The 16,742-nt window shown below is 38.7% G+C and carries 15 protein-coding genes and 1 tRNA gene; 8 read left to right on the plus strand and 8 right to left on the minus strand.

Annotated elements, in window-relative coordinates; genetic code table 11:
- Positions 1-9 precede the first annotated feature (9 nt).
- The 4 genes from JYB62_RS18060 to JYB62_RS18075 are packed head-to-tail and all read right to left on the minus strand — an operon-like array spanning position 10 to position 3,539.
- A complete protein-coding gene (locus JYB62_RS18060) occupies positions 10-936 on the minus strand; it encodes an aspartate carbamoyltransferase catalytic subunit (RefSeq protein WP_074226449.1) in 927 nt (308 codons plus the stop codon).
- A gap of 2 nt (positions 937-938) precedes the next feature.
- Positions 939-1,487: a bifunctional pyr operon transcriptional regulator/uracil phosphoribosyltransferase PyrR gene (gene pyrR / locus JYB62_RS18065; protein ID WP_205646803.1), complete on the minus strand. Its 549-nt coding sequence runs from the start codon at positions 1,485-1,487 to the stop codon at positions 939-941.
- A gap of 34 nt (positions 1,488-1,521) precedes the next feature.
- Positions 1,522-3,144 carry a transcriptional regulator gene (locus JYB62_RS18070; RefSeq protein ID WP_205646804.1) on the minus strand — a complete coding sequence of 541 codons (1,623 nt, stop codon included), beginning with the start codon at positions 3,142-3,144 and terminating at the stop codon, positions 1,522-1,524.
- Positions 3,141-3,539, minus strand: coding sequence for an EVE domain-containing protein (locus JYB62_RS18075; protein ID WP_205646805.1), 399 nt, complete (start codon positions 3,537-3,539; stop codon positions 3,141-3,143). Before JYB62_RS18075 ends, JYB62_RS18070 begins: the two co-directional genes overlap by 4 nt.
- Positions 3,540-3,688: 149 nt before the next feature.
- Between JYB62_RS18075 and JYB62_RS18080 the strand changes: the two genes are divergently transcribed.
- Both JYB62_RS18080 and JYB62_RS18085 read left to right on the plus strand, forming a co-directional pair.
- Complete coding sequence (locus JYB62_RS18080; protein ID WP_243431629.1) at positions 3,689-5,356, plus strand: DNA polymerase/3'-5' exonuclease PolX; 1,668 nt, start codon at positions 3,689-3,691, stop codon at positions 5,354-5,356.
- A 53-nt stretch (positions 5,357-5,409) separates the two neighbouring features.
- On the plus strand, positions 5,410-5,697 hold the full coding sequence (locus JYB62_RS18085; protein ID WP_205646807.1) for a hypothetical protein: 288 nt from the start codon (positions 5,410-5,412) through the stop codon (positions 5,695-5,697).
- A gap of 74 nt (positions 5,698-5,771) precedes the next feature.
- On the opposite strand, the gene JYB62_RS18090 is transcribed toward JYB62_RS18085, so the two are convergent.
- From JYB62_RS18090 to JYB62_RS18105, 4 genes are all read right to left on the minus strand, one after another.
- On the minus strand, positions 5,772-8,306 hold the full coding sequence (locus tag JYB62_RS18090; protein WP_205646808.1) for an ATP-dependent Clp protease ATP-binding subunit: 2,535 nt from the start codon (positions 8,304-8,306) through the stop codon (positions 5,772-5,774).
- 84 nt (positions 8,307-8,390) lie between these two features.
- Positions 8,391-9,011 (minus strand): WbqC family protein, encoded by a 621-nt coding sequence (locus JYB62_RS18095; protein ID WP_205646809.1) that lies wholly within the window; start codon positions 9,009-9,011, stop codon positions 8,391-8,393.
- A 50-nt stretch (positions 9,012-9,061) separates the two neighbouring features.
- On the minus strand, positions 9,062-9,691 hold the full coding sequence (locus JYB62_RS18100; protein WP_205646810.1) for an L-threonylcarbamoyladenylate synthase: 630 nt from the start codon (positions 9,689-9,691) through the stop codon (positions 9,062-9,064).
- Between the two features lie 3 nt (positions 9,692-9,694).
- Positions 9,695-10,126 (minus strand): (deoxy)nucleoside triphosphate pyrophosphohydrolase, encoded by a 432-nt coding sequence (locus tag JYB62_RS18105; protein WP_205646811.1) that lies wholly within the window; start codon positions 10,124-10,126, stop codon positions 9,695-9,697.
- Between the two features lie 89 nt (positions 10,127-10,215).
- Between JYB62_RS18105 and mltG the strand changes: the two genes are divergently transcribed.
- The 6 genes from mltG to JYB62_RS18135 all read left to right on the plus strand — a co-directional run bounded on the left by mltG (position 10,216) and on the right by JYB62_RS18135 (position 16,555).
- Entirely contained in the window at positions 10,216-11,259 is a 1,044-nt protein-coding gene (mltG, locus tag JYB62_RS18110; RefSeq protein ID WP_205646812.1) for an endolytic transglycosylase MltG, read from the plus strand.
- A gap of 1 nt (position 11,260) precedes the next feature.
- Positions 11,261-11,665: an acyl-CoA thioesterase gene (locus JYB62_RS18115; RefSeq protein ID WP_074226439.1), complete on the plus strand. Its 405-nt coding sequence runs from the start codon at positions 11,261-11,263 to the stop codon at positions 11,663-11,665.
- Positions 11,666-11,677: 12 nt separating this feature from the next.
- Entirely contained in the window at positions 11,678-12,661 is a 984-nt protein-coding gene (locus JYB62_RS18120) for a YihY/virulence factor BrkB family protein (protein WP_205646813.1), read from the plus strand.
- A gap of 103 nt (positions 12,662-12,764) precedes the next feature.
- Entirely contained in the window at positions 12,765-14,585 is a 1,821-nt protein-coding gene (locus JYB62_RS18125; RefSeq protein ID WP_205646814.1) for a DUF885 domain-containing protein, read from the plus strand.
- A gap of 213 nt (positions 14,586-14,798) precedes the next feature.
- Positions 14,799-14,883, plus strand: a tRNA-Ser gene (locus JYB62_RS18130).
- Positions 14,884-15,172: 289 nt separating this feature from the next.
- A complete protein-coding gene (locus JYB62_RS18135; RefSeq protein ID WP_205646815.1) occupies positions 15,173-16,555 on the plus strand; it encodes a purple acid phosphatase family protein in 1,383 nt (460 codons plus the stop codon).
- The last annotated feature ends 187 nt before the right edge of the window (positions 16,556-16,742 follow it).

Below are 16,742 nucleotides of genomic sequence, written 5' to 3' on the forward strand. Positions count from 1 at the left end.
GAATAACGTTTAATTTCTAGCTCCAGCGAGTAAATAGAGTACAGCCATTCTAACTGCCACACCATTTTGAACTTGTTCCAATATAATAGCGTGCTCCGAGTCAGCAACATCTGAGCTAAGCTCCACTCCCCTATTGATAGGGCCTGGATGCATGATTACAATCTCTTTATCCAGCTCCTCCAACATTTTTCGGTTGATCCCATAGTAGAGTGAATATTCTCTTAAGCTTGGGAAGTATTTGATTTGTTGACGTTCCAACTGAATTCTCAAGACATTTGCAACATCACACCATTGAAGTGCTTTTCTTACATCCAATTCCACCTTAACACCTAGGCTTTCTACATATTTTGGCAAAAGAGTAATGGGACCACAAACCATGACTTCAGCTCCAAGTTTCTGAAGGCAGAAAATATTGGAAAGGGCTACTCTAGAATGAAGAATATCTCCAATAATAGCCACTTTCTTCCCCGCAACGTCTCCAAGTTTTTCTTTGATAGAGAAAGAATCCAATAATGCCTGGGTTGGGTGTTCATGGGTACCATCTCCGGCGTTTACAATATTTGCCTTTACATTTCTACTCAAGAAATGAGGGGCACCTGGACTGGAATGTCTCATTACTACCATGTCTACTTTCATAGACAAGATATTATTCACAGTATCTACCAGGGTTTCCCCTTTTTTTACTGAAGAATTACTGGAGGAGAAATTCACCACATCGGCAGACAAGCGCTTTTCTGCTAATTCAAAGGAAAGTTTGGTCCTGGTCGAATTTTCAAAAAAAACATTAGCGATGGTAATATCACGCAATGAAGGCACCTTTTTAATGGGCCTATTGATCACTTCTTTGAAATTTGCCGCTGTTTCTAATATCAATTGAACATCACTTTCTGTGATGTTTTTAATTCCTAACAGGTGTTTGGTGCTGAGTTGAGACATGATTAATTTTTATCTTTCTCTGTGATCCAAATTGCGTCTTTTTCGTGCCCTTGCTCCTTCCATTCTACGATTACATATTGGCTTTCAAGGGTATTGATTCGAACACCGTAGTAATCTGGCCTAATGGGGTAATCCCGGGTAAGTTTTCTGTCGACAAGCACCATCAGCTCTACTTTTTGAGGCCTGCCAAAAGCAATCATTGCATCCATGGCTGCTCTCACTGATCGACCTTTGTAAAGCACATCATCTACCACAATCACCTTTTTGCCCTCTACCAAAAAGTCAATTTTGGTTTCATTGGCCTTTAGAGGTAAATCCCTTCTACGGAAATCGTCTCTATGAAATGTAGCATCCAAATAACCTGATGGTACTTTTACTCCTGAAATTTCTTCAAGCAAGGAAACAATCTTATCAACCAGCAATGTGCCTCTGGGTTGTAATCCTAAAAGTACCGTATTTTCGAAATCGTCGTGATTTTCGATGAGTTGATGACAGAATCTCCTCAGGGTGATGGCAATCTGTCCTTCGTCTAAGACTAGCCTTTTTTGCATGGGTAAGATTTGGAGGTAAATATAGGAAGAAATTCTAGTCCAGAGACTCTTCTGGCTGGTACAAATCACCATCCACCAAAATTTTTGTAGCAAAGAAAACATCTCGAACCTGTTCTTTCCCACTTTCATCTTGATATCTAATTCTCTGATTTCCACTCAGTAAAAAATACCGATCATACCAGTAGACAAATTTCAAGCTTCCCGGATCAGTATCTTTTATGCGTTCATTTTCATTGACCAGCTCTAATTCAAAGTGCTGATTCTCAAGTATTTTTTCACCTTTCCTAAAAAAACTTAACACCACGTCCAAATTTTCTACATAAACATGGTAAACATCATCTCCTACCACCGCCATTTCTCCAAATGGCTCCGAATAGGTGGTAGTAAAATCATCGTAGGTATTTGAATTATCCCATAGTACATTCCCCTCTTTTGCAATCTTCGCAAAATGAGCTGACACATATCTAAACTCAGTAGACACTTGAAAATTACTGCTATAGGGATAGGTGGTTTGGTAAAAAGGATCCGCGAAATAAGGAGTATAACCCATCCTATTTAATCGATCATATCGGTAAGCACTCGAACCTGAGTAAACGCCAGGTCGAGTATTACCCCGAGAATTGACTATGTTGTAATGATCGAAGTAAACCACATAGGAGTCCTCTGTAGAGTAAACATCCCGAATGGAATAGATATTTCGAATCGTTGGCACTTTTTCCTTCTCAAGATTTTTGATCACTTCTGCATCTCTCCTTTCTTTATCCTTCTCATCGAGGTAGTTAAAAAAATTCGGAAAATCCTCTAATGTGTATTTCTTGAATTGATACTCACCAAACTCGTTGATATCCATGATATACATCCCTAAATACACACCCCTTTTATCATACCCATAAGCGCCAATCATGGCCTGTTGGTATCCGGACATAGGCAACAACAAACCATCCATAATATCTTCCTCCGAATCTCCAAAATTATCCACTTTGATTTCCCGCATCAAATTCCCTTGAAGATCATAGGTATTCAGCAAAATCTCCTTCCTTCTATTTTTTACTTCTCTACTGATCACAAGTTCTATTTCCTTCAACTCTGGGATTTTTCGAAGTTGTAATACCTGGGTATTAGGATTATAAATCCCTTGCACTGTCTGAACTGAATTTAAATTGAGATCGAAAATCTGAAGCACTGGGTTTCTTTCTGAAATCCCTAAAAACAAAGCCTTATCCTCCAGTACTAAAAACTCCACCAATTCCATATCCAATAAATTATTGGCATCTACCTCCAAACCTTTATTGGTCTCCAAATTGATCTTAAAAATATACTTGTCTGAATTTACTGAAGACCCTTTTTGTAATAGAAGGAACAAAAAATCCTGATCCACATCAAATCCAACAATATCAAAGCCCTCTTTTACCGGGAATTCAACGACTCCGGTACTATTTAAATCGAAATCGCTTTTGAAATACTGCAACTTCCTCCTGGAATTCAGACCTTTTTCGGGAACGGTACGAAAAGCCACAAGGCCATCATCAAGTCTGGTCATTTCAAAATTTGGCTCATACATTTCCGAAGGCACTTCAACCCGTTCAATGAACTTTACCTGTGCCCACAGCGAACCAACGAGGAATAAAAAAAAGATACTTGTAAGGGATAATTTCATGAACTCATCTTAAGGATAATGTCAAATTCATCTTTTTGTAGAGACATCACAGAAAGCCTTGATTGCCGAAGCATTAACATTTGGGATAAAGCATCTTCTGATTTGATTTCTTTTAATGAAACGGGATTTTTCAAGTCCCTGTTCACTTTCAATCTCACAGCTAACCAATCCTTATTCGTAGGGTCAGGAAAACTTTCTTCTGAAACTTCCGCTATCCCTACTACTGCTTTTTCTTTCCCACTATGATAAAACATAACCAAATCACCTAACTTCATATCACGTAAAAAGTTACGGGCTTGATAATTCCTCACTCCATCCCAAACATCTTCTTTCTTTTTTTTGAAATCTTCCCAGGAATATGCCCCTGGTTCTGATTTTACCATCCAATAATTCATTTCTTTAGAATTAAATTTCAATTTTAAGTTAAGGTTTCGACCTTTAATTTGAAACAATAATTAAAGACATTTGTCTCATTCCAACATATAAAGAAAAGATTTTGGACCACAAGACTATCCTGAAAAAATTAAAGTTGTGTATTCAACTCATGGAGCTTCATGAGGAGAACTCATTTAAAATAAGAAGTTACCAAAGTGCACTCAATTCCCTCGAGCGTGGAGACCAAGATTTGATGGACCTAAGCGAAGACGAATTACAAAAAATACCCGGAGTTGGAAAAAGTATTCTGGAAGCGATTCTTTCGTTAAAGGAGACAGAAACTTTCCCTGCCTTAGAAGAACTTCTGGAAAAAACTCCTTCAGGGGTATTGGAAATCCTTCAAATAAAAGGACTAGGCCCTAAAAAAGTAAAAGTGCTCTGGCAGGAAATAGGAATCACCAGCACCCATGAGTTAATGGAAGCCTGTCAATCCGGTAAAGTTGCCAAAACCAAAGGATTTGGAGAAAAAACACAACAGACCATCATTGAAAATTTGGAGTTTAAGGCCTCAAACGAAGGTAAATGGTTGTATGCAGATGTTGAAGCTACCATTCTTACACTAACGAAAGAACTGGAAGTTCTTTATCAGGGATCTGAAATTGCGATTGTAGCAGATTTTGCCAGAAAAATGGAAATCATATCCAGTGCAGAATGGCTAATTGGGATGGAATCTTTATTTGGTGGCAAGGAAAAGCTAAAAAATTGGAAAACCATTACTTGGGATATGTCAGCTTCCGGACCATTTGCTTGGAGAGGGAAAGTCAATGATCTGGACCTCATGGTTACGGTACACTTTTGTAGCAAAAAAGAATTTCTCTGGAAAAAAATACTACTCAGCTCCTCCCCCGCTTTCTTAGGTGAACTGATCACCGAAAAAGAAAATGTGGGTGATCTACTGAATAAAAAAGACTATTCAAGTGAGGAAGAATTTTTCAAAAATCACAAGTTGGAATTTATCCCAGTTGAAATGCGGGAAGGTTTTGGGGAAGTAGCTCTGGCCAAAGAACATAAGATTGGGGTACTATTAGAGGACTCGGATTTAAAAGGAATTCTTCATAATCATTCTACCTACAGCGATGGAAAGCATAGCTTGAAACAAATGGCAGAATATTGCCGAGACTTAGGTTATGAATACCTGGGAATTTCTGACCATAGCCGAACTGCTTTTTATGCAGGAGGACTGGAGGTAGAACGGATCATCAAGCAGCATCAAGAAATCGATGAACTAAATAAGGAATTGGCCCCATTCAAAATTTTCAAAGGGATAGAAAGTGACATATTGCCTGATGGAAGTCTGGATTATCCTGATGATGTTTTGGAGAGTTTTGATTTCATCGTTTCTTCTATTCATTCTATTTTAAACATGGATATTAAAAAGGCTACAAATAGATTGTTGACAGCCATAGAAAATCCATATACTACCATCTTGGGTCATCCTACTGGCAGATTATTATTGAGAAGAGCTGGATATCCTATTGACCATAAAACCATCATCGATGCATGTGCAAAGAATAAGGTGGTCATCGAAATCAATGCCAACCCCTGGAGATTAGATCTTGATTGGAGATGGGTACGATACGCGATGGACCAAGGCGTCATGCTTTCAATCAACCCAGACGCACATGAAATGGATGGGTATTCAGACATGAAATACGGGGTATTGACAGGTAGAAAAGGTGGCCTCACAAAAGACATGACCTTAAATGCGCTTTCGAGAGAAGAGGTTGACTCTTACTTTTCCAAAAGAAAGGCTTCGATTAAATCTAAAAGCAAATAATCTCAGTCTTCGCATTCTTTACCTATCTTCGCCTTTCAGTTAAGAAATCAATTATGAAGTGGACAAATCAACCGGACTCTGTATTATTGGAAAGGTCATTCCTTTTTGGAATAGTAGGAATTGTTCTGGGAACTTTATCAATATTAAATAGCAAGTTTTATTTGGTTGACGCCCCCATGGGCCCATTAAATGGGGTGAGCTTTTCATTACAGCTGGTAGCGATAAGCTTGGCTATATTGGTATTAAGAAAAAGAAAAGTCGACCCTAACATAAAAGAGAAAGCTCAAAAAATGATTGTGGTATTAGCTGCCGCATTTTTGTTTTTTATTCTTTCTATGTAACCTCAAATTTCAACAAAACTAAAAAACCCCGAATCATTTCTGAGTCGGGGTTTTATTTTATACTCATGGCAAAATTAATCTGCCTTTTCTTTCTTTTTATTTACTGAAATAATCAATTCAGAACCTTCTCCAGGATAATCAGCTGTAATGATATCCCCTTCCGACAAATCACCTTTTAGAATTTCTTCTGCGATGGCATCTTCCAGATATTTCTGAATGGCTCGATTCAATGGACGTGCACCATACTGCTGGTCATATCCTTTTTCGGCTAAAAACGCTTTCGCCTTTTCCGTCAACTCAATTTGGTAGCCCAAATCAGTTATTCTGGAGAACAGCTTGTTCAAACTGATATCGATGATTTTGAACAGATGCTCCTGAGTCAATGAATTGAAGACAACAACATCATCCAAACGGTTCAGGAACTCTGGACTGAAGGCCTTTTTCAAAGCAGACTGGATGGTAGATTTAACCACATCATCCATGTTATCTTGCTTAGCCTTGTTGGCAAAGCCAATTCCTGCTCCGAAATCCTTCAAGTCACGAACCCCAATATTGGAAGTCATGATAATGATGGTATTTCTGAAATCTACTCTTCTACCCAATCCATCTGTTAATATTCCATCATCCAACACTTGTAGAAGGATATTGAACACATCTGGGTGCGCTTTTTCAATTTCATCCAGCAATACTACGGAATAAGGCTTTCTTCTTACTTTTTCAGTAAGCTGACCGCCTTCTTCATAGCCGACGTATCCCGGAGGCGCTCCTACTAATCTGGATACGGAGAATTTCTCCATGTATTCAGACATATCTATTCGAATCAAGGAATCATCTTTATCGAATAGGTAGGTAGCCAACATTTTGGCCAACTCAGTTTTACCTACACCTGTTGGTCCTAAGAAAATAAAGGAACCAATTGGTTTTTTAGGATCTTTAAGTCCTACTCGAGTTCGCTGAATTGCCTTCGTTAATTTTTTGATGGCTTCATCTTGACCTATTACTTTTCCAGCCAATTCCTCATTCATGTTGAGCAGTTTTGCTCCTTCATTTTGAGCGATTCTCTTCGCTGGAATACCAGTCATCATTGCGATCACCTCTGCAACATGCTCCTCATCGACTGTAAATCTTTTTGACTTACTTTCTTCTTCCCATTTGATCTTAGCTGCATCAAGTTGCTCTAACAACTTCTTCTCTTTATCTCTCAACTGTGCTGCTTCTTCATATTTCTGAGATTTAACAACACGGTTCTTTTCTGTTTTGATATCTTCTACTTCAGCTTCCAGTTTTAGGATTTCTTCTGGAACATGAATATTGTTGATATGCACTCTTGCACCCGCTTCATCTAAAATGTCAATTGCTTTATCCGGCAAGAAACGATCTGAGATATAGCGATCGGACAATTTCACACAAGCATCAATAGCCGCATCGGTATAATTCACATTGTGGTGATCCTCGTACTTATCCTTGATATTATTCAGGATTTGGATCGTCTCTTCAGGTGAAGTAGCATCTACCATAACCATTTGGAAACGACGTGCCAAGGCTCCATCCTTTTCAATGTATTGTCTATACTCATCCAGAGTAGTTGCTCCGATACATTGGATTTCTCCTCTGGCCAAAGCAGGTTTGAACATATTTGACGCATCTAATGAACCTGATGCTCCTCCAGCTCCTACTATGGTATGAAGCTCATCAATAAATAAGATCACATTTGGGGATTTTTCCAGCTCGTTCATCACTGCTTTCATTCTCTCCTCAAATTGACCTCTATACTTGGTACCTGCTACCAAAGAAGCTAGATCCAAAGTAACTACTCGCTTATTGAATAAGACTCTAGAAACTTTCTTCTGCACAATTCTAAGTGCAAGACCTTCTGCAATAGCAGTTTTACCTACTCCTGGTTCACCGATTAGGATTGGATTGTTTTTCTTTCTTCTGGAAAGAATTTGAGCTACTCGCTCAATCTCTTTTTCTCTACCGATAATTGGGTCTAATTTATCGTCTTCCGCCATCTTAGTAAGATCACGGCCAAAGTTATCCAATACCGGAGTTCGGGATTTTTCAGCCCCCGCTTTGGAGCTTCCAGAACCACTTCCTGTAGAACCAAATAATTTGGATCCATCCTCATCACCATCTTCTGCTTCAGCTCTTGCTCTTGGTGAGGCACCTCCATCGGATTGCATCTCCAACATTTCTTTCACAGAGTCATAATTGACATCAAATTTATTTAATATCTGAGTGGCAATGTTATCCTCATCTCTAAGAATGGAAAGCAATAGGTGTTCTGTGCCAATAAGTTGGCTTTTAAATATTTTGGCTTCCAAATAGGTAATCTTCAACACCTTTTCCGACTGTCTGGTCAGCGGTATGTTGGCCATATTTTTCACATTGTGATTTGCGGTACCTTTTACGGCTCTTTCTATCGCTCCTCTCAATTCATCCAAAGGCACTCCTAGTTTTTTTAGAATGGAAACAGCTACACCTTCTCCCTCGCGTATCATCCCCAGTAAGAGGTGTTCTGTACCAATATAATCATGTCCCAGGCGAAGCGCTTCTTCACGGCTGAGAGAGATCACCTCTTTAACTCTGTTTGAAAATTTAGCTTCCATTTAATTCCTTTCTGATTGTTTAATATTCCTGTACGTATGTTACCGAATTTGTTTTAAAAACACAATCCTTTTGAGGATTGTTCATTAATTTTTTACAGAACTTAACAAAAGCTTTTTTGCTTCTGTTCCCATGCAAAACAACAGATCCAGAACACTCAAATTTGGCTCAAAGTCTGAGCCAAAAAGTTGGTTATATGGTACTGGCGAGTAAAGTTCCCGCTCTAAAAACGAGCCTGAGGGCTTAATTTGCCCTCTTAAGTCCAAATCCACCTGTTCTTCATTTATATTTTGGCACACAGTCAGCTTGCCAGAACACCTTAATAGCTTGAGACATATTGTCAGCATTTCTAAGTTTAAATCCCATAAACTGGCATGTTTTTTCCCAAAAACAGGTTCGATATATGGAAAAAAAAATTCAAAAAAAGGTGCTTTTCCATAGGCAGACTGGATTCCTCTCACATGAATTTTCTGCCAATTCTGAGAATAATCTATTGAAACCTTGCTTAAAGCAACACGTGGCCTCCTACCTTGAATAGGTACACTCAGGGTTTCAACTTTATTTGCCAAACGAATTCTGGTCCTATTAAGATAGGATTGCCGTTGGTATAATTCAAAGGGAGAAACGAGGATTTCATCTGCATCTACGACAGCTGTAAAAAACTCTAAACAAGGTATAAAATGTAAGTCAACTGCGACTCTCTTCATAAATCTGGATGTGCTTTTTCTAATTTTGAACAGGAAACCTTTAATAGGATTTAGATGATATCATCCACATTCCCTAGTCCCTGTCTGACAATTACCACTTCGTCTCCCAAGCAATCAAGAATCGTGGAACCTACGTTTTGACCATACCCTCCATCAATCACTACATCTACTAAATGCTCATATTTTTCAAATATCAACTCTGGGTCGGTGCTATACTCAATCACTTCATCTTCATCTCTAATAGAGGTAGATAATAAGGGCTGTCCTAACTCCTCCACGATCATTTTTGGTACCGAATGATTTGGCACCCGGATTCCAACGGTCTTTTTATTGCTATGTAAGATCTTAGGAACTTGGGTATTCGCTTCCAAAATAAAAGTAAAAGGGCCCGGGAAAGCTTTTTTCATCATTTTGAAAACCGGCTTGGAAATCACTTTTGTGTATTGGGCGATGTTACTGAGATCTGCACAAATAAAAGAGAAATTATGCTTCTTGGGGTTGATTCCTTTAATTCGACAGATTTTTTCTACCGCTCGCAAATTTGTGATATCACAACCCAATCCATAAACAGTATCTGTTGGGTAGATAATCACTCCCCCATCCCTTAAGATATTTACGATTTGACTTATCCTTCTGGGATCAGGATTTTCTTCATACAAACGAATAAATTCAGCAGCCATCGGTTAATTTTTAGCCTTGTTAGTATTCCTACTTCGAAAAGCCTGCCAGTTTTCTAAAAGTTCATTAAAAACTGGAATATCAGCAGGTGCCCAATTTAATACACTTAAATCTCCTATTTCCATCCAAACGACTCTTTCATGCTCTAAAACACGAATATCTCCTGATTCCCAAGCACATATAAAAGGAGTTAATTCTACTATTTTTTCCTCGGAATAAGTAAACTTAGAAACTGTCAATTGGGAACCTACAGAAATCTCTATACCCAATTCCTCTTTAATTTCCCGGATTAAGCTTTCTTCTAGACTTTCTCCTTCCTCTAGCTTTCCTCCAGGAAATTCCCACATCCCGGGTTGGCTCATGGAGGAAGACCTTTTGGCTACAAGCACTTTATTTAAGTGAATTATAATCGCACAAGAAACTGATATGGTTTTCATGAAGTTAAATATAAAGTAAGGAAAAAGATTCAAAGTAGGAATTGACAGGTAATTCCTAGGAAAGGATTTTTCCCTATTTTTGAAGCCAAATGCAAACAGATAAAAAGAACAAACTATTCCTGGTACTGATCATATCCTTTTCGGTGTTGGCCATTTCTATGTCCTTTTACTTTTATCAGGTATTTTTCAGTCCTAATGCTTTATTGGAAACCGATCAAAGCTATACACTAAAAATACCTAGTAATTCCACTTTCAAACAAGTGAGTAATCAGCTGTATGATGACAAAGTAATCAATGACGTAGTAAGCTTTTCATTTGTTTCTAAAGTAATGGGGTATCAAGAAGCCGTGAAGCCAGGATTATACATCATTAGTCCAAAGATGACCAATATAGAATTGGTGAGACATCTGCGCTCAGGTAACCAGGCTCCGGTTAGAATTACATTTAACAATATCAGAACCAAAGAAGATCTTGCAGAAAGGATCACCAAAAACCTGGAAATTAACGAAGACCGGTTTTTGAGCCTGCTAGAGGACTCTGTTTATATTCGAAAATTTGATTTCGATGAAGAAACCATCATGAGCATGTTTATCCCAAATACCTATGAAGTTTGGTGGAACACAAGCCCTGAGTCTTTATTTGATCGAATGTTTAAGGAGTATCAAGCGTTTTGGACTGCAGAAAAAAAATCCAAAGCCGAAGCCATTGGACTTAGTCCAAAGGAGGTTAGCACATTGGCTTCAATCGTCCAGTCTGAAAGTCAAAAATCAGATGAAAGACCAAAGATTGCCGGAGTTTATTTAAATAGACTTCGCTTAAATATGCCCCTTCAGGCAGACCCTACTCTGGTTTTTGCATTAGGAGATTTCACGATCAAAAGAGTGCTGAATGTGCACAAAGAAATAGAAAGTCCTTACAACACGTACAAATACGTGGGCCTTCCTCCTGGGCCTATCAATTTGCCAGATATTAACTCTTTAGAAGCTGTACTGAATGCTGAAGACCACAAGTATCTTTATTTCTGTGCAAAAGAAGATTTTTCCGGATACCATGCCTTCGCAACTAATTTAGCACAACATAATGCCAATGCGAGAAGGTACCAAGCCGCACTGAACGCTGCCAAAATTTATTAGGATGTATACTTCAGAAACACAAGTTCGAGTTAGATACGCCGAAACTGACCAAATGAGTTATGTGTATTACGGGAATTATGCCATGTATTTTGAAGTAGGTCGGGTTGAAGCCATGAGAAATATTGGGTTTAGCTATAAGGAAATGGAAGAAAATGGAGTTATGATGCCAGTACTGGAAAGTCATTACACCTATCTTAAACCTGGAAAATACGATGAACTTCTAACCATTCGTACCACCATCCCAACAATGCCTGGTGTAAAAATCAAATTTGAGTACGAAGTATTTAATGAACAAAACGAACTGATTACCAAAGGTTGGACTTCTTTGGCCTTTTTAAAAAAAGACAGCCATCAGCCTACAAGACCTCCACAGAATTTATTAGCTTTATTAAATCCATATTTTTAGAAAAAGCAACTTGTGGTCAAAGAAAAGATTCGACTATTTCAGAATCGCCTGGAAAAAAAGGCTAAGTATTTTCAAAAGGTCCATTTTGGAGATCCCGATAAAAACCTATACGATGTAGGACGGATTTTCATACAACAGCTTCAAAAAGATGACATTGTGGAAAGAGCAGGCTCAGTAGCATTTAGCTTTACTTTGGCGCTTTTCCCTCTAATACTGTTTCTTTTAAACATTGTCCCTTATTTACAGGACATCTTCCCCATTGTTACTACTCAAAACATCCTGACTTTTGTTCAGGAAATATTACCTGGAGAACTGTATTCCCAGGCGGAAACCACGATTATGGATATTGTATCCAGACCTAGACAAAGCTTGATTTCCTTGGGTTTTTTCTTTGCCCTTTTCTCTTCCACTCAAGGGGTAGTATCCATGATGAATTCTTTCAACTCAGTATATCAAACCAAGGAAAATAGAGGTTTTTTTCAATCCAGAATTATTGCTGCCAGTATCGTTTTTCTATTGGTTTTGACCATTGTAGCGGCGAGTACGGTTATGATTCTAGGCAGCGTGATCATTCAACGGGTAGATGAGCTCCAGATGTTTGATTCTGGATTTATGATCTTCCTTTTTTCGACGTTAAAGTTTCTGGTTTTACTATTTATGTTTTACATAGCAACTGCATTTATTTTTAGGTTTGCTCCAGTAGTACATGATAAATGGAAATTCTCTTCTATAGGAGCAATATTGGGCGGATTATTGATTACGCTGGGATTCTATGGTTTTACTTTTTACCTAAATAATTTCGCTAGCTATAATAAACTATATGGCTCCATCGGCACCTTGATTGCCTTGATGCTTTGGTTATTAATTACTTCTCTGATTGTATTGGTTTGTTTTGAAGTCAACGTCAGTCTAGACTTAGTCGAGGAGGAGAAGAAACTCAGGGAATTTGAGGAGGAAGAGGCATATGAGCCTATCATCACTAAGAATAAAGATTAGCCTTGTAGCCCCCTTTCTATATGAGTAAAAGTTTCCTTTTATTTTGATTGACTATATTTAGATAGTTAATCATGTTTTAAGGCCCATCACCAATCAAATTCCAATGAAACCCCACTTCTTTATTCCAATTATCACCTGCCTACTGCTAGCAGGCTGCGAAACAAACAATGTACCCTTAGATCAATCTAACCAAATCAATGCTTGGTTTGACGAGGAATATGAGGAACTTCTACAAATGAGCCCTCTCCAACTGACTGCTCAAGGAAGAAAAGATCATTATTCTGAAATCGATGATATGAGCGAAGAGGCAGAAAACAAAACATTGGAATGGTTGAAGAATAGTGTGGAAGAAATGCATGAGCAATTTTCTTTCGATCAGCTAAACAAAGAGGCTCAACTTTCTTGGAAACTATGGGAATACCAATATGAACAGGCTGTGTTGAGTTGGGAGTTTAGAAGATCGGGCTACATTTTCAATCAAATGAATAGCATGCATTCTACGCTGCCTCAGATGCTCATCAATTTTCACAAGGTAGATTCCATTGCAGATGCGGAAGCCTTGTTTACTAGGTACACGGAAGTAGGCCGAGCAATCAAACAACTGATACAAAGAGCCAAGCTTCAAGCAGAATCAGGATACAGGCCTCCCAAATTCGCTTATGAATATGTAATTCAACAATCTGAATCCCTAATTCAGGGACAACCTTTCATGGAAGGTGATAAAAACTCTGCCTTATGGAATGACGCCATTTCAAAAATTTCAAAATTAAAGGAAGAGGGAAAAATTAATGAAGAACAGGAAGAAAAACTTTTGGGTGAGGCAAAAGAATCTCTAATAAATGGCTTCAAACCTGCCTACGAAGAATTGATTTCCTGGTTAAAATCAGAGCTGGAATACCTTGAAGATAAGCCTACTGGTCTTAGCCGGCATGATAACGGGAAGGAATATTATGCTTTCCGTTTGAAAACCTCCACCACCACTGATCTTACTGCGGAAGAAATCCATGAGATCGGATTACAAGAAGTGGCTAGAATTCAAAAGGAGATGCTTGCCATCAAAGACCAAGTTGGCTTCGAAGGAGATTTGAGAGAGTTTTTTGAATTTATTAATACCGACCCACAGTTTTTTTATCCTAATACAGATGAGGGCAGAATGGGGTATCTTAATGATTCAAAAGCATTTTTGGACACCATTACTCAAAAACTACCTGACTACTTTGGAATCCTTCCTAAAGCTCAATTGGAAGTAAAAAGAGTAGAAGCATTTCGGGAGCAAGATGGGGCTCCACAACATTACTCTCAAGGAACTCCAGACGGAAGTAGACCAGGAACCTATTATGTTCACCTTTCCGATATGAAATCTATGCCTAAATCCACTATGGAAGGTGTCGCCTATCATGAAGGAAATCCAGGGCATCATATGCAGATTTCGATTCAGCAAGAATTGGAAAGTATTCCAAAATTCCGAACACAGTTCTTTTTCAATGCATACGTGGAGGGTTGGGCCTTATATTCAGAAGCTTTAGCGAAGGAAATGGGGCAATATAAAAATCCATACTACGATTTTGGTCGCTTAGTCAATGAGATTTGGAGAGCAATTCGATTGGTTACAGACACGGGGCTACATGCCAAAGGTTGGACAGAAGAAGATGCCATCAACTATTTTGCAGAAAACTCTTCTATTGCCCCAGGAGCTATCCAAGCAGAGGTACGTCGATATATGGTAATTCCAGGTCAAGCTACCGGTTATAAAATCGGAATGCTAAAAATTCAGGAACTCAGAGCAAAGGCAGAAAGTCAGTTAGGAAATCAATTTGACATCAAAAAATTCCATGATAAGATTTTGGAACAAGGAGCCCTTCCTCTGAATTTGCTAGAAGAAGAAATCAATCTTTGGATTACCGAAACACAGTCAGGCAAATAACTTTTGATGTTAAGAAAATTTTTCTCTCAAATAATCAGCATCTTAGAACAAAAAGAAAGAATCTGTTTTGCAAAACACATGAATTCCCCTACTTTTGCAATCCTAATCAGGGAATAAAACCTGATACCGACCTAGAGGAGTGGCAGAGTGTACGTCCCGATAGCTATCGTGGAGCGGCGTTCTGAAAACTTCAAAGTCAATTTAAGTCCACATAGAGGAGTGGCAGAGTGGTCGAATGCGGCGGTCTTGAAAACCGTTGTACCGCGAGGTACCGGGGGTTCGAATCCCTCCTCCTCTGCACTAAGCCTGATACTGAAAAGTGTCAGGCTTTTTTGTTTTAAGTCGTCGGGGCTAACCGCTATCTGGCCCTTGGCTGAAACAGTCCACTGGACTGTCAATTAACGCTTTTTCCTCTACTCCTCTACACCAAGTCTAATACTGAAAAGTGTCAGGCTTTTTTTAACAAACGATCCATCCCTTAATTCATATTAACCCATGGTTAGGAGATTGCTATTTCTTTTTGAGAAAGTCTCTTTCACTAAAAGAAACTTTTATCTTGGGAAACAATTATTTAAAAGCTTTACTGTATGAACCATTCCCAATTAAAACCATTATTCTTTTCACTTCTTTTCTCTTTTTTATTTTTCGAATCCTTTTCTCAAGAGCCTATTCCATACACAGCCCCAATATTTGATTTAGACTGGAGCAAACCCAATCTGTATCCTGATCGAATCATTATTAATTTCGGAGCTAACCCAGCCAGCGAAATCAGTGTTACTTGGAGAACCAATGAAGAAATCGATACTGCTTATGTTGAAATTGCTAAAGCCACAGGTGATCCCAAATTTTGGGAAAACAAAGAGACTCTATTAGCCAACACGGAGGTTCTAGATGCCGACACCATCGAAACTGCAGAAGTATTGGCCCATTACCATTCCTTGGAAATAAAAGACCTAGAACCTAAAACAATCTATGGATATCGAGTTGGGGATGGAGAGCGATGGAGTGAATGGTTCCAGTTTGAAACTGCCTCCGACCAATTGGATGATAAATTCTCCTTTTTATATGTAGGCGATGCCCAAAATTACATTTTGGAATTATGGTCCAGGCTTATTCGAGAGGGATTTAAAACTGCTCCTGAGGCCAAATTTTTTATACATGCTGGAGACTTAGTTAATACCGCTCATAAAGAGCAAGATTGGCACGAATGGTTTACCGCAGGAGGTTTCATCCATAGTATGATTCCTGCAGTCCCTACACCGGGAAATCATGAATATCGAGCCAAAGATTCCTTAGAAAATGCTGCAAAAGAAAGAAGTTTATCCATTCAATGGAATCCACAGTTTACTCTCCCTCAAAACGGTCCTGAAGGGTTAGAAGAAACAGTCTATTACATGGATTACCAAGATGCAAGAATCATTTCTTTAAACAGCAATCGTGAACTCGAGATCCAGGCAGAATGGTTAGAAAATTTACTTCAAAAAACCACTCAAAAGTGGATCATTGTCACCTACCATCACCCCATGTATTCAGCTTCTTCAGGAAGAGACAACCCCACCTTGAGAGAAATCTGGAAACCAATTTTTGACAAATACAAGGTCGACCTTGCCTTACAAGGACATGACCATAGCTATGCTAGAGGAAGGGTGTCCCCTGGAGAAAATGTGTTAGAAGGGGTAAATCTCAGAGATCAAACAGGAACTGTTTACGTGGTTTCCGTCAGTGGAGGAAAAATGTATAACGTGGGAGGAGACTGGACCGAGTTAGGAGCCACCAAAGATCGAAGTGGGGAAAACACCCAATTATTTCAGGTCATCACAATAGAGGGAGATCATCTTCTTTTTGAAAGCTATACCGCAGTAGGCGAATTGTATGATTCTTTTGAATTGATCAAGACCGAAGACGGACCAAATAAATTCATTGAGTTAAGAGCTAAGGCGATCGATGAGCGAGTCACAAAAGATCAATAATTCAAAAGTCTAAATCACCTCAATCCCCAAATTAAGTGGAGTGATAAAACTTTAGTTTGTTTTCAAAAGAAAAGTCCTCCTAATCTTTCACCATTCATCAAAAAGCCAGATCAGATTTTATTATGATAATCGGGATTTTAGGTCTTAAAGGTTTTGAAAAGTCTATATTTGAAGTTGCTTTTTGAAG

This window comes from Algoriphagus lutimaris (assembly GCF_017051705.1).
Classification (GTDB): Bacteria; Bacteroidota; Bacteroidia; order Cytophagales; family Cyclobacteriaceae; genus Algoriphagus; species Algoriphagus lutimaris.